26 protein-coding genes are annotated in these 24,202 nt (G+C 42.1%); 24 read left to right on the plus strand and 2 right to left on the minus strand.

Annotation, left to right across the window (positions count from 1 at the left end; translation table 11 throughout):
• Positions 1-214 precede the first annotated feature (214 nt).
• From ACQVGT_RS02925 to ACQVGT_RS02965, 9 genes are all read left to right on the plus strand, one after another.
• Positions 215-874: a sugar transferase gene (locus ACQVGT_RS02925; RefSeq protein WP_003242561.1), complete on the plus strand. Its 660-nt coding sequence runs from the start codon at positions 215-217 to the stop codon at positions 872-874.
• A 55-nt stretch (positions 875-929) separates the two neighbouring features.
• Positions 930-2,381: a teichuronic acid biosynthesis protein TuaB gene (tuaB, locus tag ACQVGT_RS02930; protein ID WP_015483771.1), complete on the plus strand. Its 1,452-nt coding sequence runs from the start codon at positions 930-932 to the stop codon at positions 2,379-2,381.
• Positions 2,378-3,547 (plus strand): teichuronic acid biosynthesis protein TuaC, encoded by a 1,170-nt coding sequence (gene tuaC, locus ACQVGT_RS02935; protein WP_015483770.1) that lies wholly within the window; start codon positions 2,378-2,380, stop codon positions 3,545-3,547. The genes tuaB and tuaC overlap by 4 nt, the downstream gene beginning before the upstream one ends.
• Positions 3,548-3,608: 61 nt before the next feature.
• Positions 3,609-4,994 (plus strand): UDP-glucose 6-dehydrogenase TuaD, encoded by a 1,386-nt coding sequence (tuaD, locus tag ACQVGT_RS02940; protein WP_047183590.1) that lies wholly within the window; start codon positions 3,609-3,611, stop codon positions 4,992-4,994.
• Positions 4,995-5,078: 84 nt separating this feature from the next.
• Complete coding sequence (tuaE, locus tag ACQVGT_RS02945; protein WP_041518083.1) at positions 5,079-6,545, plus strand: teichuronic acid biosynthesis protein TuaE; 1,467 nt, start codon at positions 5,079-5,081, stop codon at positions 6,543-6,545.
• Between the two features lie 28 nt (positions 6,546-6,573).
• Positions 6,574-7,254 carry a teichuronic acid biosynthesis protein TuaF gene (gene tuaF / locus ACQVGT_RS02950; RefSeq protein WP_015483768.1) on the plus strand — a complete coding sequence of 227 codons (681 nt, stop codon included), beginning with the start codon at positions 6,574-6,576 and terminating at the stop codon, positions 7,252-7,254.
• A gap of 23 nt (positions 7,255-7,277) precedes the next feature.
• Entirely contained in the window at positions 7,278-8,036 is a 759-nt protein-coding gene (gene tuaG / locus ACQVGT_RS02955; RefSeq protein ID WP_003242619.1) for a teichuronic acid biosynthesis protein TuaG, read from the plus strand.
• 28 nt (positions 8,037-8,064) lie between these two features.
• The gene (gene tuaH / locus ACQVGT_RS02960; RefSeq protein ID WP_080030751.1) at positions 8,065-9,258 is read left to right on the plus strand and encodes a teichuronic acid biosynthesis protein TuaH; all 1,194 of its coding nucleotides are present in this window, start codon (positions 8,065-8,067) and stop codon (positions 9,256-9,258) included.
• A gap of 144 nt (positions 9,259-9,402) precedes the next feature.
• Positions 9,403-10,479, plus strand: coding sequence for an MraY family glycosyltransferase (locus tag ACQVGT_RS02965; protein WP_003227975.1), 1,077 nt, complete (start codon positions 9,403-9,405; stop codon positions 10,477-10,479).
• Between the two features lie 72 nt (positions 10,480-10,551).
• Here ACQVGT_RS02965 and tagV read toward each other — a convergent pair whose 3' ends face one another.
• On the minus strand, positions 10,552-11,727 hold the full coding sequence (gene tagV, locus ACQVGT_RS02970) for a polyisoprenyl-teichoic acid--peptidoglycan teichoic acid transferase TagV (RefSeq protein WP_015251114.1): 1,176 nt from the start codon (positions 11,725-11,727) through the stop codon (positions 10,552-10,554).
• Positions 11,727-12,380 (minus strand): YigZ family protein, encoded by a 654-nt coding sequence (locus ACQVGT_RS02975; protein ID WP_003227979.1) that lies wholly within the window; start codon positions 12,378-12,380, stop codon positions 11,727-11,729. Before ACQVGT_RS02975 ends, tagV begins: the two co-directional genes overlap by 1 nt.
• Before the next feature lie 216 nt (positions 12,381-12,596).
• Here ACQVGT_RS02975 and degS point away from each other — a divergent pair, with 216 nt between their 5' ends.
• The 15 genes from degS (at position 12,597) to hag (ending at position 24,053) form a co-directional block, all read left to right on the plus strand.
• Complete coding sequence (gene degS, locus ACQVGT_RS02980) at positions 12,597-13,754, plus strand: two-component sensor histidine kinase DegS (protein WP_003227983.1); 1,158 nt, start codon at positions 12,597-12,599, stop codon at positions 13,752-13,754.
• A gap of 82 nt (positions 13,755-13,836) precedes the next feature.
• The gene (degU, locus tag ACQVGT_RS02985) at positions 13,837-14,526 is read left to right on the plus strand and encodes a two-component system response regulator DegU (protein WP_003219701.1); all 690 of its coding nucleotides are present in this window, start codon (positions 13,837-13,839) and stop codon (positions 14,524-14,526) included.
• A 97-nt stretch (positions 14,527-14,623) separates the two neighbouring features.
• Positions 14,624-15,469 (plus strand): DegV family protein, encoded by an 846-nt coding sequence (locus tag ACQVGT_RS02990; RefSeq protein WP_003227986.1) that lies wholly within the window; start codon positions 14,624-14,626, stop codon positions 15,467-15,469.
• Between the two features lie 105 nt (positions 15,470-15,574).
• On the plus strand, positions 15,575-16,966 hold the full coding sequence (comFA, locus tag ACQVGT_RS02995; RefSeq protein ID WP_015384785.1) for an ATP-dependent helicase ComFA: 1,392 nt from the start codon (positions 15,575-15,577) through the stop codon (positions 16,964-16,966).
• 59 nt (positions 16,967-17,025) lie between these two features.
• The gene (gene comFB, locus ACQVGT_RS03000; protein WP_015483764.1) at positions 17,026-17,322 is read left to right on the plus strand and encodes a late competence protein ComFB; all 297 of its coding nucleotides are present in this window, start codon (positions 17,026-17,028) and stop codon (positions 17,320-17,322) included.
• The gene (gene comFC / locus ACQVGT_RS03005) at positions 17,286-18,008 is read left to right on the plus strand and encodes a comF operon protein ComFC (protein ID WP_015384784.1); all 723 of its coding nucleotides are present in this window, start codon (positions 17,286-17,288) and stop codon (positions 18,006-18,008) included. Before comFB ends, comFC begins: the two co-directional genes overlap by 37 nt.
• Positions 18,009-18,081: 73 nt before the next feature.
• Positions 18,082-18,501 carry a TIGR03826 family flagellar region protein gene (locus ACQVGT_RS03010; protein WP_003227995.1) on the plus strand — a complete coding sequence of 140 codons (420 nt, stop codon included), beginning with the start codon at positions 18,082-18,084 and terminating at the stop codon, positions 18,499-18,501.
• A gap of 80 nt (positions 18,502-18,581) precedes the next feature.
• A complete protein-coding gene (flgM, locus tag ACQVGT_RS03015; protein ID WP_015384783.1) occupies positions 18,582-18,848 on the plus strand; it encodes a flagellar biosynthesis anti-sigma factor FlgM in 267 nt (88 codons plus the stop codon).
• Positions 18,849-18,863: 15 nt separating this feature from the next.
• Positions 18,864-19,346 carry a flagellar protein FlgN gene (gene flgN, locus ACQVGT_RS03020; RefSeq protein WP_014481048.1) on the plus strand — a complete coding sequence of 161 codons (483 nt, stop codon included), beginning with the start codon at positions 18,864-18,866 and terminating at the stop codon, positions 19,344-19,346.
• Positions 19,347-19,364: 18 nt separating this feature from the next.
• Entirely contained in the window at positions 19,365-20,888 is a 1,524-nt protein-coding gene (gene flgK / locus ACQVGT_RS03025; RefSeq protein ID WP_015384782.1) for a flagellar hook-associated protein FlgK, read from the plus strand.
• Positions 20,889-20,898: 10 nt separating this feature from the next.
• Positions 20,899-21,795: a flagellar hook-associated protein FlgL gene (gene flgL / locus ACQVGT_RS03030; RefSeq protein ID WP_014478126.1), complete on the plus strand. Its 897-nt coding sequence runs from the start codon at positions 20,899-20,901 to the stop codon at positions 21,793-21,795.
• 46 nt (positions 21,796-21,841) lie between these two features.
• Positions 21,842-22,417 carry a DUF6470 family protein gene (locus ACQVGT_RS03035; RefSeq protein ID WP_015384781.1) on the plus strand — a complete coding sequence of 192 codons (576 nt, stop codon included), beginning with the start codon at positions 21,842-21,844 and terminating at the stop codon, positions 22,415-22,417.
• A gap of 20 nt (positions 22,418-22,437) precedes the next feature.
• Positions 22,438-22,869, plus strand: coding sequence for a flagellar assembly protein FliW (gene fliW, locus ACQVGT_RS03040; RefSeq protein ID WP_003228007.1), 432 nt, complete (start codon positions 22,438-22,440; stop codon positions 22,867-22,869).
• Positions 22,863-23,087 (plus strand): carbon storage regulator CsrA, encoded by a 225-nt coding sequence (csrA, locus tag ACQVGT_RS03045; protein ID WP_003219727.1) that lies wholly within the window; start codon positions 22,863-22,865, stop codon positions 23,085-23,087. Before fliW ends, csrA begins: the two co-directional genes overlap by 7 nt.
• Positions 23,088-23,231: 144 nt before the next feature.
• Positions 23,232-24,053, plus strand: a complete 822-nt coding sequence (gene hag / locus ACQVGT_RS03050; protein WP_029725988.1) for a flagellin Hag — start codon at positions 23,232-23,234, stop codon at positions 24,051-24,053.
• The last annotated feature ends 149 nt before the right edge of the window (positions 24,054-24,202 follow it).

Genomic DNA, 24,202 nt, shown 5'->3' on the forward strand with positions numbered 1-24,202 from the left:
ACAAATCAGTAAAATGATTTGTCTCTTTTTTTAAACAATATGCTTAATTTTTAAAAAAAGTGTCTAAAACAATAAAAAGTTTACGGATAAATGTCAGAAAAAATAACAAATTCACACTTCTTAACATACCATTTACATCCAATTAACATCCGTCTGCTAAACTGACTGGCATAGGTCATCATAACATCCCAAACAAATCGTGAGGTGTGTGTCAGTGAGTGCAGAGAAAAGCATGAATGTGAGTCGTGAATTCTCAGTTCAGCAAATACATTCTTTTACATTATCTGAAAAGACGGCTCGTTATTTGGCAATAAAGCGCGTAATGGATATTTGGTTTGCGCTCATTGGGTTGGCGATTGCGCTGCCAATGATTGCGGTATTTTCAATATTGATTTGTTTGGAGACGCCGGGGCCTGCCATTTATACGCAGGAACGCGTAGGGAAAGGCGGGAAACCATTTAAGCTTTATAAGCTTCGTTCCATGAAAATAGATGCCGAGAAGTCTGGGGCGGTTTGGGCACAGAAGCAAGATCCGCGGGTGACAAGGATCGGAGCTTTTATCAGAAGAACGAGAATTGACGAACTTCCTCAGCTGTTTAATGTGCTGAAAGGCGATATGAGTATGATTGGCCCTCGTCCGGAACGGCCTGTATTTACGGAAAAATTCCAGAATGAGATTCCAGGCTTTACACAGCGTCTGGCTGTTAAACCGGGATTGAGCGGCTGGGCTCAAGTGAACGGCGGTTACGATATGACGCCGAAGGAAAAGCTGATATTTGATTTATATTACATTCGCAATCTGACTTTCACTTTAGAATTAAAAATTATGTTAAAAACTTGTAAAGTAGTTTGGACGGGTGATGGTGCAAGATAAAACAGAATGCCATTATTCACCATCAATCTGAGCTTAAAAAGAAGTAGGGAATATGATGCCAAGTATTACAAAACAAATCATGAGCGGTGCAAAGTGGACAAGTATTTCAACTATGTGTATTACAATCATACAAATTGTTCAGTTTGCCCTGCTTGGAAATATGATGACCTTAACAGAATTTGGGCTTGTCGGCATGATCACAACGGTTACAGTTTTCGCCCAGATTGTGCTCGATATGGGTTTTGGCGCAGCATTAATTCAGAGAGACGACGCGACGGAGCGCCAGCTGTCAACATTGTATTGGCTTAACATTATGACGGGCGTTTTGCTGTTTGTTCTTTTATATGTGAGCAGTCCTGTCATTGCGGGATTTTATCAAAGAGAAGAGCTGGTGTTTCTGGTTCGGATTCTGGCGATTATGTTTTTGATCGCGCCAATTGGACAGCAATATCAGTATATGCTGCAAAAGCAGCTGCACTTTAATACGTTAAGCAAAATAGAGATTTTTTCAAATGTATTGTCATTCGGATATTTAGCGATAGCGGTTTTTATGATGGATGCGATTTTGGCGTACGTGATTTCTCAAGTCCTGCTGCAGTCCAGTAAAGGGATTTTATATTGGGCTGTATACCGAAAAAAGTGGCATCCTGCTTTTGTTTTTGATTTGAGAGGCATGAAGGATTTCTTTTCTTTTGGAGCCTTTCAGCTTTCATCCCGTCTTGTGAACAGACTGGGAGCAAATATCGACATGATTTTGATCGGCCGGTTTATTGGTGCTGAAGCATTGGGGATTTATAACCTCGCTTATCAGATTGTCACCATTCCGGTTTTGAAGATCAATCCGATTGTCACACGGGTGGCATTCCCTGTTTTCGCAAAAAACAAATATGAAAACAGCGTGATCAGAGAAGGCTTTCTGAATATGACAAAAATGCTGGCGCTTGTTTCGTTTCCGCTGTTAATCGGGCTCGTGTCTGTGTCAGACGCCTTTATCACAGCGGTTTTCGGAGAAAAGTGGCTTGCTGCTGTTCCGATCCTGAATGTTCTGGCCATTGTCGGGATACTAAGAGTGCTCATGAATCCAAATGGATCTGTACTGCTGGCAAAAGGAAGAGCTGACTTAGCGTTTTATTGGGATTCCGGCGTACTGCTGCTGTACGGATTATCACTGTTTGCAGCTGTACAGACGGGAAGCCTGCTGACAGTCGCATGGGTGTATGCCATTATCAGCGTTGTTAATTTCCTGATCGGGCGCTGGCTCCTGGCATATGTCATCAAGCTTAACCTTTCAGCTTATTTCCAGTCGATTATGAAGCCATTTCTGATTACTGCGGCGATGGGCATCATCGCGTTTGGTGTAAGCCTCAGTACCGAACACTTCAGTATGCAGGCAGAAATGCGGCTGGCCATTTCAGTTGCGGCCGGGGCGCTGTGCTATCTCTTTCTTTTGGTAAAAGCGTACCCTCAAACGAAAAACAAACTACTAAGAAAAGGGCGTTTGTCATGAAGATTTTGTGGATCACAAGCGTATATCCGAGCAGTATGAAACCCGGAGAGGGTGTGTTTCATGAGACACAGGTGCAAGAGCTGCAAAAACTCGGGCTTGATATCACTGTGATATGCCCACGGCCTTTTCATTCAGCACCTGTCCGCATGCTGAAAAAGACATATCGAAAAAAGGATGCCAGACCGGAGTATGAGATTAGAAAAGGGATACCGGTTTACCGGCCTTTCTATCGGGCAGTTCCCGGCCAGCTGAAGTGGGCGCAGCCTCATCGGAGAATCGCATCAGCCGTTTTAAAAACAATGAAACAGCGCGACCTATATCCGGATCTGATCCATGCTCATTTTGCCATGCCATCGGGCGGGGCTGCGGCAGTCGTGTCAGAGTCAGCGCAAATTCCTTATATCCTGACCTTGCATGGCAGTGATGTGAATGTCTATCCGCATTATAGCAAAGGAGCGTTTAAAGCCTTCAAGCGTGCCGTAGGTTCTGCGTCAGTTGTTTTAGCAGTCAGCCACAAGCTTCAGGAAGAAGCCAAAAAGCTTTCGGGCTTTGACAGCTCGGTTTTGCCAATTGGCATACAGCTCAGCCGTTTTCAGGAGAATGAGGAGACGAAAGAGGAAATCAGAGAAAGACTCGGACTCCCGCTTGATCAGCGTCTGGCTGTCTATGTCGGCCGGCTGGTCAGAGAGAAAGGCATTTTTGAACTGTCTGAAGCGATCGAATCGCTGCAGGACCCACCTCAGGCAGTCTTTGTCGGGGATGGTCCCGCAAAATCGACGCTGACGCAGAAGGGGCATATCGTCACAGGCCAAGTGCCGAATCATCATGTAAGAGACTATTTACTTGCGGCAGATCTATTCGTGCTTCCTTCTTACAGTGAGGGGATGCCGACTGTTGTGATTGAGGCGCTGGCGCTAAGGGTTCCTGTTATCTGTACGGATGTTGGCGGAGTGTCGTCTTTATTCGGAAAGCACCAACATCTGCTGATTAAACCGAAATCCGCTCAAGCCTTGGCGGAAGCGATCACTCGGTACGAACATGAGCAAATATGGAAGCCGGAAGTAGCAGATGACTTGTATGAAACCGTGCAGGCTCAATTTGACGCAGGAAAAAACGCCAAGGCTTTGCATCATCAGTATCAGACGGTCACGAAAACGTCCGTTTAATCGTAAGAAACTGCGACCAATATAAATAGGAAGATCATTTTACAGGAGAGGGATGAGCGCTGTGAAAAAAATAGCTGTCATTGGAACAGGTTATGTAGGACTCGTATCAGGCACTTGCTTTGCGGAAATCGGCAATAAAGTTGTTTGCTGTGATATCGATGAATCAAAAATCAGAAGTCTGAAAAATGGGGTAATCCCAATCTATGAACCAGGGCTTGCAGACTTAGTTGAAAAAAATGTGCTGGATCAGCGCCTGACCTTTACGAACGATATCCCGTCCGCCATTCGGGCCTCAGATATTATTTATATTGCAGTCGGAACGCCTATGTCCAAAACAGGTGAAGCTGATTTAACGTATGTCAAAGCGGCGGCGAAAACAATCGGTGAGCATCTTAACGGCTACAAAGTGATCGTAAATAAAAGCACAGTCCCGGTTGGAACAGGGAAACTGGTGCAATCTATCGTTCAAAAAGCCTCAAAGGGGAGATACTCATTTGATGTTGTATCTAACCCTGAATTCCTTCGGGAAGGGTCAGCGATTCATGACACGATGAATATGGAGCGTGCCGTGATTGGTTCAACAAGTCATAAAGCCGCTGCCATTATTGAGGAACTTCATCAGCCATTCCATGCTCCTGTCATTAAAACAAACCTAGAAAGTGCAGAAATGATTAAATACGCCGCGAATGCATTTCTGGCGACAAAGATTTCCTTTATCAACGATATCGCAAACATTTGTGAGCGAGTCGGCGCAGACGTTTCAAAAGTTGCTGATGGTGTTGGTCTTGACAGCCGTATCGGCAGAAAGTTCCTTAAAGCGGGTATAGGATTCGGCGGTTCATGTTTTCCAAAGGATACAACCGCATTGCTTCAAATCGCAAAATCGGCAGGCTATCCATTCAAGCTCATCGAAGCTGTCATTGAAACGAACGAAAAGCAGCGTGTTCATATTGTAGATAAACTTTTGACTGTTATGGGAAGCGTCAAAGGGAGAACTATTTCAGTCCTGGGATTAGCCTTCAAACCGAATACGAACGATGTGAGATCAGCTCCAGCGCTTGATATTATCCCAATGCTGCAGCAGCTGGGCGCCCATGTAAAAGCATACGATCCGATTGCTATTCCTGAAGCTTCAGCGATCCTTGGCGAACAGGTCGAGTATTACACAGATGTGTATGCTGCGATTGAAGACACTGATGCATGCCTGATTTTAACGGATTGGCCGGAAGTGAAAGAAATGGAGCTTGTAAAAGTGAAAACCCTCTTAAAACAGCCAGTCATCATCGACGGCAGAAATTTATTTTCACTTGAAGAGATGCAGGCAGCCGGATACATTTATCACTCTATCGGCCGTCCCGCTGTTCGGGGAACGGAACCCTCTGAAAAGTATTTTCCGGGCTTGCCGCTTGAAGAATTGGCTAAAGACTTGGGAAGCGTCAATTTATAAAAAGAAAAAGTGTTACTTGGTTGAAGCTGCCGGCTGCTAGGCTCGGCCGCCGGCTCCTGAAACATCAGGAAAGGGGTTAAACATGTGAGTATCAAACGATCAGCGGTCCATACGCTAGCGTTACTGGCCGCTGCTATATTTGGAGTCGTCCTATTGCTGGGAGCCATCCATAAAGATATAGGTTTCATGCAGATGGCTGCTGTGCTTGCGGTGTTGGCAATTGGCCTGTTTTTACTGACGCTTGCAACCGCATTTACAACAAGAGAACGGCTCTTTATGGCTGTAATCTATATTTTGATCGGCTGCACTTTTTTAAATAATGCATTTTTCGCTATACATCTTGGATTTTTCAGTTTGTTCCTTTACCGGCTTCTGCTCATTGCAGCGGGTTGCCTTCATATTTTCGGCATGGTTCGGAATCGAACCCATATTGAAAGATGGCATGGGCTGCAAGTAAAAGGGATATTGCTCTTTTTCGCCTTTTGGTTTATATATGGCCTTGTTTCTCTGCTGTGGGCCAAGTCGGTAACAGTTGGCCTCAAGTATTTAGCCTTATTGGCAATGGGAATTTTCTTCATTTATCTTATTGTCATGTACGTGCAAAAAATGGAGCGGCTGATGATTGTTTATGCCATTTGGCTGGTGATGACGGTATTTCTGATGATCATTGGTTTTTACAATCATATCACCCACCATCATCTTGCGAGTTCCACATTGTACAGCGGACCGGAGTATAAGCAGCATTATCCGACATCGGTCTTTTTTAATCAAAATGACTTTGCGACCTTTTTATCCATCAGCTTCTTTTTTTACATCACGATGATGAAAAACATTAAGAATGGATACATCAAGGCAATTGGCCTTGTGCTCTCGCTCTGTGCGTTGTATTTAATTTTTGCCACTGGTTCAAGAGCCAGCCTTCTGGGGATTTTTGCAGGTATTGCTGTCTACATCTTCATTGTATTGCCGCCTGTTTTAAAGAAAATGGCTATATGGCTGTCGGCGGCAGGAATTGCTCTTTTCGCGGTTCTTTTCGCCAGCAAAATCTATTCAAAGTTTTGGGAGCTGTTTCTGGCCCCGCAGACGCTGCATTCATTTCATGACAGGCTTCCATCAAATGTGGCTCGGGCAAATCTGCTGAAAAACGCTTGGCATTTTTTCCTTGATTCATACGGATTCGGAGTCGGAGCAGGAAATGTATCCTATTATCTTGAGCATTATGCTGTATATGATACTGACAATGTGGCAGAGGTGCATAACTGGCTTGTTGAAATTCTTGCTAATTTTGGCTTGTTCATCATGCTGGGATATCTGTCCGTTTATGCCTACCTCATATGGGTGCTTTACAAGTTTTATGAAAGAAAATTAGAAAATCAGTCAAAACTGATCACAGAAGGACTTATTACCGCTATGGTCAGTTTCCTGGTATCAAGTATCAGCCCAAGCTCTGTTTCAAATTTATTTTTCCATTGGGTGTTTATGGCGCTCGTCATCGCCGCCGTGAATGTGTTAAGGCGGTCCAGACAAATGCCTGAGCTGATGTACAGATAAACAGACTACAAAAAGCAGGGAGACTTATATGAACGATATATTGATAAGAATAACCCGTCGCATAAAAAAAAATATCATTTGGATCATAGCGGTGCCAATTATATTAGGTGCGGCGGGGTATATCCTGCCGTCACAGATCGCTGATCAAAAGAGCTATACAGCTGAAGATACTTTGGCTGTGGGGAGCTATGATCATCCGGTTTATAACAGCACAGAAGAGATTCCGCTTCTGCTAAAGAGCGACTCTTTTTTGAAGGAGGCGCTTCCTGATGAAAAGGATGAAGATGTAGCAGAAATCAAAGAGAAGCTTACCATCAAAACGGAATCCAAATCGTTACTGACTTTAAGCTATAGCGACGAGGATAAGGATAGAACGGAATCTGTCTTAAACGCCATATCCTCCACCTTTCTCAAAAACGATCAAAAGCTGTATGCAGAAAGAGAAGCCGTCATCCGCAGCAGCATAGACGCGCTTGAAGGCGAGTCGGTGAGCGAGGATTCCAAAGTGGATAAAGAGAGATTTTTGTATGAGCTCAAAAACACACAGCTTAACCTGAAAGCGGCAAGTGTTACTGATTCCGAAACCGTAAGTGAGACAGCAGGCGGCGGAATGTCTCCGAAAAAGAAAGCAGTTCTCGGCGTTATGATTGGCCTTACGATTGCCTTTATGTTCGTTGTCATTCCTGAATTTTTCAGAGAATCCTTTTAAAATCATACGATGGAGATGTGATCATGACCAATTGGAAACCTCTCGTATCTGTCATTACACCTTCCTATAATGCGCGTGACTATATTGAAGACACGGTTCATTCGGTATTAGATCAGAGCCATCCTCATTGGGAAATGATTATCGTGGATGATTGCTCAACGGATGGGACCCGCGACATTTTACAGCAGTATGAAAAAATAGACGAAAGAATTCATGTGGTGTATTTGGAAGAGAACTCCGGAGCTGCGGTTGCTCGCAACAAAGCGTTGGAACGCGCTCAAGGGCGCTACGTAGCATTTTTGGACAGTGATGACAAATGGAAAAAAGACAAACTGGAAAAGCAGCTTGAGTTTATGATGGAGCGCTCCTGTGCGTTTTCTTTCACGGGCTACAGCTTAATGGCGCAGGACGGGACCCCACTCGATAAATTTATTCATGCGCCGGAAAGCCTGACGTACGATGACGCCCTGAAAAATACAATTATCGGCTGCTTGACGGTGATGATTGACAGGGAGCAAACGGGACAGATCCAAATGCCGAATATCAGAACGAGACAGGACTTAGCCACATGGCTGTCTCTTTTAAAAAAAGGATTTACTGCCTATGGAATGAATGAATGCCTGGCTGAATATCGGCTTGTCAATAACTCAATTTCCAGCAACAAATGGAAGGCTGCGAAAAAAACGTGGTTTGTCTACAGGGAGATCGAACGGCTTCATTTTATGAAAGCAACATGGTGTTTTGTTCAATATGCAAAAAACGCGGTAAAAAAAAGATTATAGCCGCAAACAGAGAGAAAAGGTGATGAAGGTGGAAACAAAAGAAGCAATCATTCATGTCATCGTTGCCACTGCTGAATGGGGAAAAGACCAATTGAGATACAGAAGGCACCGGCTGGCAGAATTTTTAGCTGCTCAGGAGGAAACGAAGGAAGTTATTTGGGTATGTCCGGCTCCGCGTGCCCAAGGGAAAGAGTTTCAGGAAGTCCATTCTGGCATCAGGCAATTCGCTGTCAAAGACCTGCTGCAGAAAAAAATGTTTCGTTTCGGACGATATACAGATGTCTTTTACAGACATAAGCTCTCCCCATTACTCGATGAGCTTACATTAGCTTCTGCAAACGGTGAACGCTGCTGTTTATGGTACACGTTTCCCGGATTCCCGCTGCTGTCTTCGCTGTATCCTTGGGATCAGGTCATTTATGACTGCAGTGACTTATGGGCGGCGCCGATCAGCGGCCGCTCAAATCTGCTGTCTGAATTTCGGCGAAAAGTCATTAAATCGGCAGAGCTGAGAATTATACAACGAGCAGATTCAATAACCTGTTCATCAGATTATCTTCACAAGGAAGTAGACAAAAAACTGACTGCAGGACGAGAGAAGGTTCATACTGTGGAAAACGGTGTGGAGTATGAGCTGTTTTCTGCAAATAAACAAGCTCCCGATCGCAGTATACTGCAGGGGAGAGAAGGAACAGTGTTAGGTTTTATCGGCGGAATTAAACCGAAGCTCGATTTTAAAATGATTGAAGAAGCCGCCCTGCAAAAGCCTGATTGGACATTTTTATGGGTTGGCCCGGATGCCACCAATGGTGACGTTTCGTTTCAAGAGCTGCTGAGGCTTCCAAATGTCATATGGACCGGCCCGGCAGATCCGAAAGAAGTTCCGCATTTTATGGAGCTTATCGACATTGGCATCATGCCTTATAAAAAATCATCGTATAATCAAGCTGTATTTCCGCTGAAACTATTTGAATTTTTAGCGGCAGGAAAACCTGTCGTCGGCTCTAATCTTCCGTCAACCTCAAAAATGCAAAAGCCGTATGTATACGAATATGTAGAAGGTGATCATCCAATTGATTTTATAGCAGCTTGTGAAAAAGTTCTCGAACAAAACGGAGACGAAACCTATAAAGAAATGCGCCGAAACATCGCTCGCACACAAGATTGGAATTGCTTATTTAGACAAATTATGAAATATACAGGGATTCAAAAACATGCGTAGTCCTATAAATTGGGATGCGCGTTTTTTGATTATACGTGTTTCTTTTTGATGAAGCTTGTTATAATAACTAAGGAGAAGGTATAATGGAAGGAACGGTTCTCTATATAAATAAAGACTTCATTTAATTCCAAAGGAGACTTCTTTATGCTTGACGAACGCATGATTCGCATTGTTGTTGCGTTTATTGTCTCGCTGCTGACAGTTTTAATCATAACCCCAATCGTAAAAAGGATTGCGATTAAAATAGGTGCAGTTGACCAGCCCAGCAATCGAAAAGTACATGACAAAATCATGCCCCGCATGGGCGGGCTGGCCATATTTATCGGGGTGGTTGCAGGCGTGCTTGCATCCGGTATTTACACAGAAACAAGGATGACGGCAATTACAGTCGGAGCATTCATCATTATTGTGTTAGGTATTCTTGACGATAAATATCAATTAAGTGCAAAAGTTAAGTTTTTGATTCAATTAGGTGTAGCCATTATGATTGTAAGCACTGGCTTAAAAATGGATTTTTTCTCAGTACCTTTTTTAACAGAACGGTTTGAGTTAGGGTGGATGGCTTATCCGCTGACGGTATTATGGATTGTCGGCATCACGAACGCAATTAACCTGATTGATGGATTGGATGGCCTTGCTGCCGGTCTTTCTGTTATCGGCCTGTCCACGATCGCTGTCATGGCGCTATCCGGCGGAAAAGTGCTCATTCTGTCACTCTCATTAGTCGTTATTGCCAGCACGCTGGGGTTTTTGTTTTACAACTTCCACCCGGCAAAAATCTTTATGGGAGATACGGGATCACTTTTTTTAGGGTATAGTATTTCGATTCTTTCATTATTAGGCCTGTATAAAAGTGTCACATTGTTCAGTATCGTTATCCCGATTATTATATTAGGCGTACCGATTTTTGATACAACATTTGCTATCATCAGGAGAATATTAAACAAACAGCCGATTTCAGCGCCTGATAAGTCGCATATTCACCATAGACTGATGGCCTTTGGCCTTTCACATCGGATGTCGGTCTTAGTTATTTATTTGATTGGATTTATTTTCAGTATCAGTGCGATTGTACTTAAAAGTGCCACAATTTGGCTTTCTTTGTTTATTATCTTCATTTTAATTATTTTTATGCAAATCATAGCAGAAGTGACAGGACTCGTGAATGAAAAATTTAAGCCGTTTACAAAGTTTTATAAACGGCTGGTGAAAAGGAATTAAAAATTCCGGCTTATGTGCCGGAGTTTTTTTCTGCGCAAAAATGCCCGATCCTCTAAAAGGACCGGGCATTTTTTAATAGGATGAATCAGTTGTTGAATTCGTTGTACTGTTGTTTGAGCTTGTGCTGCTGTCATTCGAATAGCTGCTTCCGCTCGTCGTCCCGTCAGTTGTTGTGCCAGTGCTGCCAGAACTGCTTGAGCTGTCAGTCCCGTCTGTGGCACTTCCGGTACCGGAAGTGCCAGTGCTTGTATCAGGAGTATAATCTAAATGCTCTTGAAGCGTTTTTCTGACTTTCTCGAGATTTGTAGCATCAGGTTCAAAGTAATATGTGTTGTTAGGCCCTAAATACAAATCAGAACCTGTAATGCTCAATGTGTCGATTTTTTTGCTGGTAAAGCCGCTGTAAATCTGCTGAAGCGCTAAACCTTCAGTAATGCGAATATTGGTTTCAACGTTTTCGCTGGCTTTTTCTGCGATTTTATCAATTTTAGCAATGTTGCTTGCACTTGACATTCGATCAATCAGCGCGTTTAAGATTTGTTTTTGTCTGTCATTACGGCCAAAGTCTCCGCGTTTATCCTGTTTTCTCATCCGGGCATATGCTAAGGCTTCTTCGCCGTTCAAATGCATCTCGCCTTTTTTGAAGTAAATCCGTTTGCTTTCGTCTACATCACTTTTTTCATCGAAATCGAAAGGCACGTCAACATCAATACCGCCGACTTCATTAATCACATCTTTAAATCCGTCAAAATCAACTGTGACATATTTATCAATCGGGATTTGCAAGAAGTTTTCAACAGTTTCAACTGTCTCATCTTTACCGCCTTTGCTGTAAGCGGCATTGATCTTCGTCTTGCTTCCCGTTGTGTCACCAGCTAATTGCACACGTGTGTCACGCGGAATGCTCAGCATTTTCATGGTTTTATTTTTGGGATCCAGGGTAACAACAATAAGAGAGTCTGATCTCCCTTTTTGTCCTTTAGTCGCGTAATCCTCTATTCCCATAAATAAAATAGAAAACGGTTTTTTCTTCATGTCTACAACTTCGTTGCGAAGATTTGATTTATTCCCGCGGGATAGGGCATCGTACGATTCATCCGCAGCGTTAATGGTTTTATAAAGTTTATACCCGCCAAGCCCTACAACTACCAATAGTGCAAGGGCGAACAATAACATAATTCTTTTTAAAATTTTCCTGCGTTTGCTCTTTTTCTTTTTTCGCACACGCACTCTAACGCGTTCAGCCATTATTCAGTCTCCTTTATGTGATTGACGGCTTTTTCAAGATACGTCAACTCTCCCTCTTTAATATCACTCTTTCCATTTGTCAGTTCCGTCATCCATTCAGAAAAAGCGTTTGTTTCTTTTTCTTCGACGTATGTTTCGAATTCAACATTTTCTGAATAATGGATTTCCTTTAACAGAAATTGTGACTCCCTTAATTCGTTTTCAATCTTGCCAAGCCATGTGTAATCTGCAGAAGTATGCATGATTCGCATAAGCTTCCGTTCTACAACACCTATATGATTTAATCCTTCAGACACTGATTTCCCATAAGCACGAATTAATCCGCCAGCACCAAGCTTAATGCCTCCGAAGTAGCGTGTAACGACGGCGCAAGTATCCTTCAGTCTGCGTTTTTTTAAAACCTCGAGCATCGGCACTCCCGCTGTACCGCTTGGTTCCCCATCATCATTGGCTTTTTGGATATGATCATTCTCGCCAATAACATAAGCCGAGCAATTATGAGTCGCATTCCAGTGCTGTTTCTTTATTTTCTGTATAAATTCCTGTGCCTCTTGTTCGGTAGAAACACGGCTTAAATGACAGATAAAACGCGATTTTTCTATAACAATCTCGTGTTCTCCTGCTTCTTTCACAGTAAAATAGCTGTGCAGCATGCTAGCTGACCCTCCTGCTAAGCATAAAAGACTGCCTATACAAATTCGTACAGTCTTTAGAATTTTTGTGCGTATTTTGGTATCATAAAGAGTAGATAGTATATAAAAATGTTTTTTTCTAGAATATACGCATTCTTTCATTATAATTCGACATAATTTGCAGATCAATTACATTTATAATAAAAATATATGACAACGCCGTGACGGAGGGAAATTATGAATAAAACAAAGATGGATTCCAAAGTGCTGGATTCTATTTTGATGAAGATGCTGAAAACCGTTGACGGGAGCAAGGACGAGGTTTTTCAAATTGGGGAGCAGTCACGCCAGCAGTATGAACAGCTGGTCGAAGAACTGAAACAAATTAAACAGCAGGTGTATGAAGTGATCGAGCTTGGCGATAAACTTGAAGTGCAAACCCGCCATGCGAGAAACCGTTTATCCGAGGTCAGCCGTAATTTTCATAGATTCAGTGAAGAGGAGATCCGCAATGCTTATGAAAAAGCCCATAAGCTGCAGGTAGAATTGACGATGATCCAGCAGCGTGAGAAGCAATTGCGCGAACGGCGGGACGATTTGGAGCGCAGATTGCTAGGGCTTCAGGAAATCATTGAGCGGTCAGAATCATTAGTAAGCCAAATTACAGTTGTGCTCAACTACTTGAATCAGGATTTGCGCGAAGTTGGACTGCTTCTTGCTGATGCTCAGGCAAAACAGGATTTCGGCTTAAGAATTATTGAGGCGCAGGAAGAAGAGCGAAAAAGAGTCTCAAGAGAAATCCATGACGGACCCGCTCAAATGCTGGCGAATGTTATGATGAGATCGGAATTAATCGAGCGGATTTTCCGTGACCGGGGCGCAGAGGACGGATTCCAAGAAATTAAAAATCTACGCCAAAATGTTCGGAATGCCCTTTACGAAGTGAGAAGGATTATATATGATTTAAGACCGATGGCCCTTGATGACCTAGGCCTGATTCCAACTTTAAGAAAATATCTATATACAACCGAGGAATATAACGGGAAGGTCAAAATACATTTTCAGTGCATTGGAGAAACAGAGGATCAGAGGCTAGCGCCTCAGTTTGAGGTTGCGCTCTTCAGGCTCGCACAGGAAGCTGTGTCTAATGCGCTAAAGCATTCTGAATCTGAAGAAATTACAGTCAAAGTTGAGATCACAAAGGATTTTGTGATTTTAATGATAAAAGATAACGGTAAAGGGTTCGACCTGAAGGAAGCGAAAGAGAAGAAAAACAAATCATTCGGCTTGCTGGGCATGAAAGAAAGAGTAGATTTATTGGAAGGAACGATGACAATAGATTCGAAAATAGGTCTTGGGACATTTATTATGATTAAGGTTCCGTTATCTCTTTGACTATGATTTGTAAAATAGAGCCAAAAGGCATATTGACCGAATGCTAGAGTATATAGAACAATAATACAAGGAGGCGTGGCTTGTGACTAAAGTAAACATTGTTATTATCGACGACCATCAGTTATTTCGTGAAGGTGTTAAACGGATATTGGATTTTGAACCTACCTTTGAAGTGGTAGCCGAAGGTGATGACGGAGACGAAGCGGCTCGTATTGTTGAGCACTATCATCCTGATGTTGTGATCATGGATATCAATATGCCAAACGTAAATGGTGTGGAAGCTACAAAACAGCTTGTAGAGCTGTATCCTGAATCTAAAGTAATTATTCTATCAATTCACGATGACGAAAATTATGTAACACATGCCCTGAAAACAGGTGCAAGAGGTTATCTGCTGAAAGAGATGGATGCTGATACATTAATTGAAGCGGTTAAAGTAGTGGCTGAGGGCGGATCTTACCTCCATCCGAAGGTTACTCACAACCTCGTTAACGAATTCCGCCGCCTTGCAACAAGCGGAGTTTCTGCACACCCTCAACATGAGGTTTACCCTGAAATCCGCAGACCATTACATATTTTAACTAGGCGGGAATGTGAAGTGCTGCAGATGCTTGCAGACGGAAAAAGCAACCGCGGAATTGGTGAATCATTGTTTATCAGTGAGAAAACCGTTAAAAACCATGTCAGCAATATTTTACAAAAAATGAATGTAAACGACCGGACGCAAGCCGTTGTGGTCGCCATTAAAAATGGTTGGGTAGAAATGAGATAGTATAATAGGAGACTTGCCTTTTTCTAGGCAGGTCTTTTTTTAGGCTGCCGTTTCCCTTACAATAGAGTTATAAAGCAATAAGGCAGGTATCGAAGCTATGAATATTGCAGTCGTAACAGACAGCACGGCATATATTCCGAAAGAAATGCGTGAACAACATCAGATACATATGATCCCTCTCCAGGTTGTTTTTGGGGAGGAGACTTACCGTGAAGAAATTGAGTTGGACTGGAAAAGCTTTTACGAAGAAGTGAAAAAACATAATGAGCTCCCGACGACTTCTCAGCCGCCAATCGGCGAGCTGGTTGCGTTGTATGAAGAGCTTGGCAAGTCTTATGATGCGGTTATCAGTATCCATCTTTCCAGCGGGATCAGCGGAACATTCAGCAGTGCAGCAGCGGCTGATTCGATGGTCGACAATATTGATGTGTATCCATTTGACTCAGAGATCAGCTGCTTGGCTCAAGGCTTTTATGCCCTTAAAGCTGCTGAATTAATCAAAAACGGAGCATCATCGCCGGAAGATATTATAAAAGAACTGGAAGAAATGAAAAAAACAGTTCGAGCTTATTTTATGGTAGATGACTTAGCTCATCTTCAGCGCGGCGGGCGATTAAGCAGCGCCCAAGCCTTCATTGGTAGTCTTCTAAAGGTAAAGCCTATCCTTCATTTTGACAATAAGGTAATTGTGCCTTTTGAGAAGATTCGCACACGTAAAAAAGCAATTTCGCGTATTTATGAGCTTTTAGACGAAGATGCGAGTAAAGGGTTGCCTATGCGAGCTGCTGTTATCCACGCTAATCGAGAGGAAGAAGCAGCGAAAATCATTGAAGAGCTTTCTGCAAAATATCCTCATGTTGAATTTTATAACAGCTATTTTGGCGCGGTAATCGGCACTCATTTGGGTGAAGGTGCGTTAGGAATTTGCTGGTGTTTTAAATAATGTAGAATCTCCGTTTTTTAGAGCGGAGATTTTTTATATTCTTATTTTAATAGTTGGACAGAAAATATTCATTCAGGCATACTGTCTCGAAAGGAGGCGTGCTATGTGAATGTGCCAGTTGAAAAAAACAGTTCCTTTTCAAAAGAATTGCAGCAGACGCTTCGGAGCCGTCATTTGCTCAGGACTGAACTCTCATTTTCCGATGAGATGATTGAATGGCATATCAAGAATGGATATATCACTGCTGAAAATTCTATATCCATAAATAAACGGGGATATAGATGTAATAGGTGCGGCCAAACTGATCAGCGGTATTTTTCTTTTTATCACTCATCTGGAAAGAATAAGCTGTATTGCCGTTCCTGTGTCATGATGGGCAGAGTGAGTGAGGAGGTTCCTTTATATTCATGGGAAGAGGAAAATGAACCAAACTGGAAGTCAATTAAACTGACATGGGATGGCAAGCTTTCAAGCGGACAACAAAAAGCCGCCAATGTATTAATTGAAGCAATATCAAAAAAAGAAGAGCTCCTCATCTGGGCGGTTTGCGGCGCTGGCAAAACAGAAATGCTGTTTCCTGGTATTGAATCAGCGTTAAATCAAGGACTGCGTGTATGTATTGCAACACCTCGCACCGATGTTGTATTAGAGCTTGCTCCAAGACTCAAGGCTGCCTTTCAGGGTGCTGACATTTCAGCGCTTTACGGAGGAAGCGATGACAAAGGGCGGCTATCTCCGCTTATGATTTCCACTACGCATCAGCTTTTGCGATATAAAGATGCAATCGATGTTATGATCATTGATGAAGTTGACGCTTTTCCATATTCTGCTGATCAAACCCTTCAATTCGCTGTTCAAAAAGCAAGAAAGAAAAACAGCACCCTCGTTTATTTAAGTGCAACACCTCCTAAAGAATTAAAAAGAAAAGCACTGAACGGACAGTTACATTCAGTTCGCATCCCCGCAAGACACCACCGGAAACCTTTACCCGAACCGCGCTTTGTATGGTGTGGAAACTGGAAGAAGAAATTAAACCGAAATAAAATTCCGCCAGCGGTGAAAAGATGGATAGAGTTTCATGTAAAAGAAGGGAGGCCTGTTTTTTTATTCGTTCCTTCCGTTTCTATTCTGGAAAAGGCTGCTGCGTGTTTTAGAGGTGTTCATTGCCGAACCGCATCTGTGCACGCGGAAGACAAGCATAGAAAGGAGAAAGTGCAGCAATTCAGAGATGGTCAGCTCAATCTATTAATCACAACAACAATACTGGAAAGAGGCGTCACAGTCCCCAAGGTGCAAACGGGTGTACTAGGAGCGGAATCACCTATCTTTACGGAAAGCGCACTTGTTCAAATTGCAGGAAGAACCGGCCGGCATAAAGAATATGCGGACGGCGATGTCATTTTCTTTCACTTCGGCAAAACAAAGAGTATGCTCGATGCAAGAAAGCATATAAAAGAAATGAATGAATTGGCAGCAAAAGTTGAATGTACAGACTAGCCATTATTTGAAAACGTGGTACAGTATACTCATATAACCGATGATGAGGAGCTGTAAAAATGCTTGTCAATTCAAAAGAAATCGTAATGAAAGAACTGCTCGACCGATATATGGACCAGCTTCATATGGCCTGTACTTGCCAAGTATGCCAAAACGATGTATTGGCACTTTCTTTAAACAAAGTGAGTCCATCCTACGTTACTGATCTTAAAAAGATCGCATATACGAAAGCTGAGCTGGTAGATAAACAAAAAAACACAGCAATGCTTGTCATTTTGGCTGAATCTGCTGCTGTAGTTTCAGAGAGTCCAAGCGATTTATGTCAAACGAAGCAGGAGGAGGCATTCATAAACTGATCTGTTTATTATGTGATTCGCAATTTTCTCAAGATGTTACATGGAGAGCCCTTTTTTTATTAAAGCCTGATGAAAAGGTTTGTTATTCTTGCAGAAGCAAATTAAATAAAATCACAGGACATATTTGCACTCTGTGCGGCAGACCTCAATCTGTTCATGCCGTATGCAGGGATTGCGAGGTGTGGAGAACAAGGATCAGAGACAGTTTGCTATTGCGTCAAAACCGTTCAGTTTACACATATAATGATATGATGAAAGAAACGCTCTCCCGTTTTAAATTTAGAGGAGATGCAGAAATCATAAATGCATTTAAAAGTGATTTTTCTTCAACCTTTTCTAAGGTTTACCCCGATAAGCATTTTGTTCTTGTACCTATTCCGCTGAGCAAGGAACGGGAAGAAGAGCGCGGATTTAACCAGGCACAGCTCTTGGCAGAATGTTTAGACCGGCCTTCCCACCATCCCCTCATTCGCCTGAATAATGAGAAACAGTCAAAGAAAAAGAAAACAGAACGCCTGCTGTCAGAGCGCATTTTTGATACAAAAAATAATTCAGCAGAAGGTATGAATATCATTTTAATAGACGATCTTTATACAACAGGCGCCACCTTGCACTTCGCAGCCCGCTGCTTATTAGAAAAAGGAAAAGCCGCTTCAGTGGCATCTTTTACCTTGATCAGAAGCTAAATGATTCTGTTTTTATGCCGATATAATCACTAGAAATTGACAAAGGCATATTATTGAATAAGGAGAAAAAAAGATGGGAGAACTGGCGAATTGTCCGAAATGCAATGCTTTATTTTTAAAAACAAAGCTGCAAACCGTATGTCAGGCGTGTATTAAGGAAGAAGAAAAATCATTTGAGACTGTCTATAAATTTTTAAGAAAACAGGAAAATCGGCAATCAACTTTGAGCCGGATAACTGAGGAAACAGGTGTGGAAGAAGAGCTGATATTGAAATTCATCAGGCAGAAGCGAATTCAGATCACTCATCTTCCTAATTTGGCATACCCTTGTGAAAGGTGCGGGACATCGATTAGAGAAGGCAAGTTCTGCAAGGCTTGCCAGTCCGATATTAAGGATCAAATGGATCATTTGAACCACGAGGATGCTCTGAAAATCGAGAAAGAAAATAGTAAAAAAGACACATACTATGCCTATAATACCAAAAACAGCTGATTCCCTAAACTAACTGAAAACGCAGTCGATAAAAGGGTTAAGATTGTTTAAAGACTGCAACGGAAAGCGAGAGGAATCCTATGAAAATCAATCAATTTGGAACACAATCCGTTAATCCATATCAAAAAAATTATGATAAGCAAGCGGTGCAAAAAACTGCTGCACAGCCTCAAGATAAAATTGAAATTTCATCACAGGCTAAAGAAATGCAACATGCATCCGACGCAGTCGCTGGTTCACGACAGGAAAAAATTGCGCAGCTTAAAGCGCAAATTGAAAACGGGTCATACAAAGTAGACGCAAATCATATCGCGAAAAATATGATTAATTTTTATAAAAAGCAATAAAAAAGGAGAAAGCCCATGTCAGCGAAGGCAATTATTGAACAATTGAAGCGACTTTGCGTTCTGCATGAGCACCTGCTCACGCTGTCTGAAGAAAAGACGGAAGCGCTCAAAGCCGGCAAAACAAAAGAGCTTTCTAACATTTTGACAAAAGAGCAAAAATATATTCAAGCGATCACGCAGACAGAAGATGACCGGATCAAAACAACTTCGGCCTTTCTCGGATATAGCGAAAATAATACTATTTCCGCATGTATCGCCAAAACCTCAGGCAGTGAAAAGGAAGAGCTGGAACAACTATACGAATCTCTTTCTCAAGTTCTCGGACGTCTGAAAAAAGTAAATGAGATGAATAGGCAGCTGACAAGAGACGCGCTGCAATTCATCTCTATTTCGTACGATATGCTGGTTCCTAAGGAAAATAACTTCAATTACAGCAAATCAATTAAAGCTGAGCTGCCGAAAAGCAGCCAAATGAAACTGTTTGATTCAAAAGCTTAGCAGAAAGGAATTCAGAAAATGACATCTACCTTTATGGGGCTTGAAACTGCAAGGCGGGCGTTAAGCGCTCAGCAGGCAGCGTTAAGCACTACTGCAAATAACGTGGCAAATGCCAATACTGATGGTTATACAAGACAGCGGGTCTCATTGGAGGCAACTGACTATTTCCCTGCTGTATCTAAAAACGCAGAAAAAACAGCGGGACAAATGGGTACGGGCGTTCAAGGAAAATCAGTTGAGAGAATAAGAGATATCTTTCTTGACTACCAATACCGTCTTCAAAACAACAGTGCCGGATACTATGACACGAAGGCCAAAGCTCTGTCCCAAATGGAAGGCGTTTTAAATGAAGCGGATGACAGCGGCTTGAACAGTGTGCTCAATTCGTTTTGGAATTCTCTGCAGGAATTATCGAATAATACAAATGAAGAAAGTGCACGTTCTGTTGTTGCTCGAAAAGGACAAGCTGTAGCTGAAACGTTTAATTATATTTCTGAATCACTTACAAATGTCCAATCGAATTTAAAAGCAGAGCTAAATACAACTGTGTTGGATGTCAATTCTCTGCTTTCTCAATTAAACAGTTTAAATAAGCAAATTGCACAAGTAGAGCCGGTCGGGCTTCTTCCGAATGGTTTATATGACCAGCGAGATTTGCTGATCGATAAATTATCCTCAATGGTTGATATCAAAGTCAGCTACAACAAATCAGGCGGGAATGCACTTGCATCTGCTGAAGGAACTGTATCAATTGAAATCCTTGATAAGAATAAACAGTCGCTAGGAACTGTTTTGGACGGTAAAAATTACGAGGTTTCAGAACTTGCAGCCAACTATGATAATGAAACTGGGTTAGTATCAAGTATTTCAATCGGAGATACAGCTGTGCAGGCGGAGTCCTTCAGCAGCAAGGGATCCCTTTTAGGATTTATAGAGTCTTACGGGTATATAACAGCAGATGGCCAAGAAAAGGGCGTATACCCGGAAATGCTTTCTGATCTTGACAATATGGCGCTTGAATTCGCGAAAGCTTTCAATGAAGTGCACAGAAATGGTGTGACCAAGAGCGGTGAACAAGGCGGAGACTTTTTTGATTTTACTGGCGGTGAAACTGAACCTGCCAAGGGCGCGGCGGGCAAGATCAAAGTGGCTGACAGCATAATAGATTCAAAAGGCGCAAACATTGCTTTCTCACTGACTGGTGCAGCCAACGATAACGCAAATGCTACAAAATTAGCAAATGTTTTAACCGGTAAAATAACCATTAACGGTAAAGAAACTAGTGTTTTAGATTATTATGCGGGTCTGATTGGCGAGCTAGGGATCGAAGCTCAAGAGGCTAATCGACTGGCGTCTAATACAGAAACACAGCTAAATGATGCTGACATAAACCGTCAGCAAATGAGCGCAGTTTCTTTAGACGAAGAAATGACGAATATGATTCAATTCCAACACGCATACAATGCAGCTGCAAGAATGGTGACTTTACAAGACGAATTACTTGATAAAGTGATCAACGGCATGGGTGTTGGAGGAAGGTAGGTAGAGTCACATGAGAGTAACACAAGGCATGATACAGCAAAACTCACTGAGATATATCGGTTCGAGCTACTCGAAGCTGGATAAACTCCAGTCGCAGATTTCTTCAGGGAAAAAAATCTCAAAAGCTTCCGACGATCCTGTAGTAGCAATGAAAAGCTTAAAGTATAATACGCAACTGTCTCAAGTGCAGCAGTACAAAAGCAATGCTTCTCAAGCCTTTACCTGGCTCGAAAACACAGAAACAAACATTACAGAAGGAATTGACATCTTGTCAAAGGTCAGAGAATTAGCGGTTGAAGCTCAAAATGATACAAACGGCGAGTCGGAACGGCAAGCGATTGGCGTAGAGGTAAAGCAGTTAAAGGAACAGCTTTTAAATATTGCGAATACACAAGTGAACGGCAGATATATCTTTAATGGCACAAATTCAGATAAGCCTCCGGTTACAGATAACGGAGACGGAACTTATACAATTTCTGATACAGCTGATGTCGTAGTCAATATATCAAATAATATGTCATTGAAAGTGAATTCAGATCCAAAGTCAGCTTTTGGAGGCACTTCTGAAAGCGGGCAAAATGTATTTGAAATGCTTGATTCTTTTGAGAAAGCACTAAATTCTGGTTCGCTAGATGGCATGGACAATGTTTTAGATGATATTGATCATTTTTCTGACGGCATGAGTGCTGAACGATCTGATCTTGGAGCGAGATATAATCGTCTTGAACTGGTTAATACAAGACTGTCAGCTCAAGAAGAAACAGCTACAAAAGTGTTATCAGATAATGAAGATGTAGAACTGGAAGAAGTAATAACTGAATTTATTGCGCAGCAAAGCGTTCACAGGGCTACTCTGGCTGTTAATGCGCAAATTGTTCAGCCTACATTGATTGACTTTTTAAAGTAAGCGGCTCTTAGGAGTTCGCTTTTTTTATAGTTCAGGAGGTAGAGTGATGCAGATTCCCAGATTGATTATGCATAGTGTTCAAGGAAAAATTGGTTTAACAACGACGCCTGCCAGCTTAAAAATGGAGCAGCCTCAAGCTGATCTAGAGATCGAACAGCCGAGTGCGGAAATGGAAATATCGGTGACACCTGGAAAACTCACGATTGACCAGACACAAGCATGGGAAGAACTAGACAGAAAGCATGTTTTCAAGAGAATTGAAGAAGCCGCCCAACAAGGGCATGAGGATGTAATGGAGGGAATAGCACGCACTGCAGAAGAAGGCGACGAGCTTATGAGGATTGAAAATAAGGGGAACCCAATCGCTTCACAAGCAAGGAGGAACTCTGAAATGCACCAAATTCAATTAGGCGAAAATTATGCTCCTTCTCTATCTAGGGTGAAAATACAATATACTCCGTCACAGCTTGATGTTCAGATTACGCCGCGAAAGCCTGTTATTCAGGCTGAGCCGCATAAGCCAATTGTTGAATATACGCCAGGAAATGTTAAGGTTGACATGCTCCAATACCCTGATTTAAATATAGATGTAGAATACCCGAAAGAATCACCCGAAAAGTAAAAAGAAAAGGATCGTGAACAATGATCATTCATACGAAGTACCATGGCCAAATGAACATAAAAGAAGAGCAAATCATTCTTTTTGAAAGCGGGATTCCAGGCTTTTTAGAAGAAAAACAATTTGTCATACTTCCGCTTTCAGAAGACTCTCCATTCGTGGCACTGCAGTCCGTCACTTCAGAAAATCTTGCATTCATCGTCGTAAGTCCGTTTATCTTTTTTAAGAATTATGAATTTGACCTTGATGAATCAACTGCTGAACTTTTGGATATCGATAATATTCAAGACGTAGAAGTCATGACGATATTGACTATGGCAGAGCCATTTGAAAAGTCTACTGCGAATTTATTGGCTCCCATTATTGTGAATCGCAAGAACATGATGGCTAAGCAAGTCGTTTTACACGACTCCTCATATACGACAAAGCATCCGATTGGAGGAGAATCATGCTAGTTTTATCGCGGAAAATAAACGAAGCGATTCAAATAGGTGCTGATATTGAAGTAAAAGTGATTGCGGTTGAGGGGGATCAAGTGAAGCTTGGAATTGACGCCCCAAAGCATATTGATATTCACAGGAAAGAAATTTACTTGACCATTCAGGAAGAAAATAACCGTGCAGCAGCGTTATCCAGCGATGTGATCTCCGCATTATCCTCACAAAAAAAGTGAGGATTTTTTTATTTTTGTATTAACAAAATCAGAGACAATCCGATATTAATGATGTAGCCGGAAGGAGGCGCAAATGACTCCGCCAGTTACAAAAATAAGGCACAAGGACGTGCCTAAACAACATATTCAGGGAGGAACAAAACAATGAGAATTAACCACAATATCGCAGCACTTAACACACTGAACCGTTTGTCTTCAAACAATGGTGCAGCGCAAAAGAACATGGAGAAACTTTCTTCAGGTCTACGTATCAACCGTGCGGGAGATGACGCAGCGGGTCTAGCGATCTCTGAAAAAATGAGAGGACAAATCAGAGGTCTTGATATGGCTTCTAAAAACTCTCAAGACGGAATCTCTCTTATCCAAACAGCTGAGGGTGCATTGACTGAAACTCATGCGATTCTTCAACGTATGCGTGAACTTACTGTTCAAGCTGGTAACACTGGCACACAGCAACCTGAAGATTTAACTGCAATTAAAGATGAAATGGATGCTTTAACTGAAGAGATCGATGGAATTTCTCAACGTACTGAATTTAACGGAAAAAAACTTCTAGACGGTAGTGTAACAGCAGGTTTTACATTCCAAATCGGTGCAAATGCTACCCAAAATATTAATGTTACAATTGGCAACATGGATGCGACAACTTTAGGAGTAAAAGGTATTGATGTGTCATCAGCTACTTTTAGTTTTGACACTGAGATCGCTAAAATCGATACTGCAATTACAAGTGTTTCAAGCCAACGTTCAAAACTTGGTGCGGTACAAAACCGCCTAGAGCACACTATTAACAACCTTAGTGCTTCTTCTGAAAACTTAACTGCTGCTGAGTCTCGTATCCGTGACGTTGACATGGCGAAAGAAATGAGCGAGTTCACAAAGAACAACATTCTTTCTCAGGCTTCTCAAGCGATGCTTGCTCAAGCAAACCAACAGCCGCAAAACGTACTTCAATTGTTACGTTAATTTTAAAAAAGACCTTGGCGTTGCCAGGGTCTTTTAATTTATATTTCTATCTCTATCTCCGAATCATTCCTCATCCTGTCACTAACTCATGATATAATAACCGGATTCTCCACTAACTTTTTATAAATGTATTTCCAAACAAGAAATCT

Source organism: Bacillus sp. SCT118 (assembly GCF_058566435.1).

What these genes read in the sequence shown, in the direction of transcription:
- ACQVGT_RS03035 (WP_015384781.1), top strand. Translation starts at nt 21,842, where the DNA reads ATGCAGATTCCCAGATTGATTATGCATAGTGTTCAAGGAAAAATTGGT.
- csrA (WP_003219727.1), top strand. Translation starts at nt 22,863, where the DNA reads ATGCTAGTTTTATCGCGGAAAATAAACGAAGCGATTCAAATAGGTGCT.
- flgL (WP_014478126.1), top strand. Translation starts at nt 20,899, where the DNA reads ATGAGAGTAACACAAGGCATGATACAGCAAAACTCACTGAGATATATC.
- ACQVGT_RS02975 (WP_003227979.1), bottom strand. Translation starts at nt 12,380, where the DNA reads ATGCTGCACAGCTATTTTACTGTGAAAGAAGCAGGAGAACACGAGATT.
- flgM (WP_015384783.1), top strand. Translation starts at nt 18,582, where the DNA reads ATGAAAATCAATCAATTTGGAACACAATCCGTTAATCCATATCAAAAA.
- flgN (WP_014481048.1), top strand. Translation starts at nt 18,864, where the DNA reads ATGTCAGCGAAGGCAATTATTGAACAATTGAAGCGACTTTGCGTTCTG.
- tuaF (WP_015483768.1), top strand. Translation starts at nt 6,574, where the DNA reads ATGAACGATATATTGATAAGAATAACCCGTCGCATAAAAAAAAATATC.
- fliW (WP_003228007.1), top strand. Translation starts at nt 22,438, where the DNA reads ATGATCATTCATACGAAGTACCATGGCCAAATGAACATAAAAGAAGAG.
- tagV (WP_015251114.1), bottom strand. Translation starts at nt 11,727, where the DNA reads ATGGCTGAACGCGTTAGAGTGCGTGTGCGAAAAAAGAAAAAGAGCAAA.
- degS (WP_003227983.1), top strand. Translation starts at nt 12,597, where the DNA reads ATGAATAAAACAAAGATGGATTCCAAAGTGCTGGATTCTATTTTGATG.
- comFB (WP_015483764.1), top strand. Translation starts at nt 17,026, where the DNA reads ATGCTTGTCAATTCAAAAGAAATCGTAATGAAAGAACTGCTCGACCGA.
- tuaG (WP_003242619.1), top strand. Translation starts at nt 7,278, where the DNA reads ATGACCAATTGGAAACCTCTCGTATCTGTCATTACACCTTCCTATAAT.
- ACQVGT_RS02965 (WP_003227975.1), top strand. Translation starts at nt 9,403, where the DNA reads ATGCTTGACGAACGCATGATTCGCATTGTTGTTGCGTTTATTGTCTCG.
- comFC (WP_015384784.1), top strand. Translation starts at nt 17,286, where the DNA reads ATGTCAAACGAAGCAGGAGGAGGCATTCATAAACTGATCTGTTTATTA.
- ACQVGT_RS02990 (WP_003227986.1), top strand. Translation starts at nt 14,624, where the DNA reads ATGAATATTGCAGTCGTAACAGACAGCACGGCATATATTCCGAAAGAA.
- ACQVGT_RS03010 (WP_003227995.1), top strand. Translation starts at nt 18,082, where the DNA reads ATGGGAGAACTGGCGAATTGTCCGAAATGCAATGCTTTATTTTTAAAA.
- tuaC (WP_015483770.1), top strand. Translation starts at nt 2,378, where the DNA reads ATGAAGATTTTGTGGATCACAAGCGTATATCCGAGCAGTATGAAACCC.
- flgK (WP_015384782.1), top strand. Translation starts at nt 19,365, where the DNA reads ATGACATCTACCTTTATGGGGCTTGAAACTGCAAGGCGGGCGTTAAGC.
- tuaB (WP_015483771.1), top strand. Translation starts at nt 930, where the DNA reads ATGCCAAGTATTACAAAACAAATCATGAGCGGTGCAAAGTGGACAAGT.
- hag (WP_029725988.1), top strand. Translation starts at nt 23,232, where the DNA reads ATGAGAATTAACCACAATATCGCAGCACTTAACACACTGAACCGTTTG.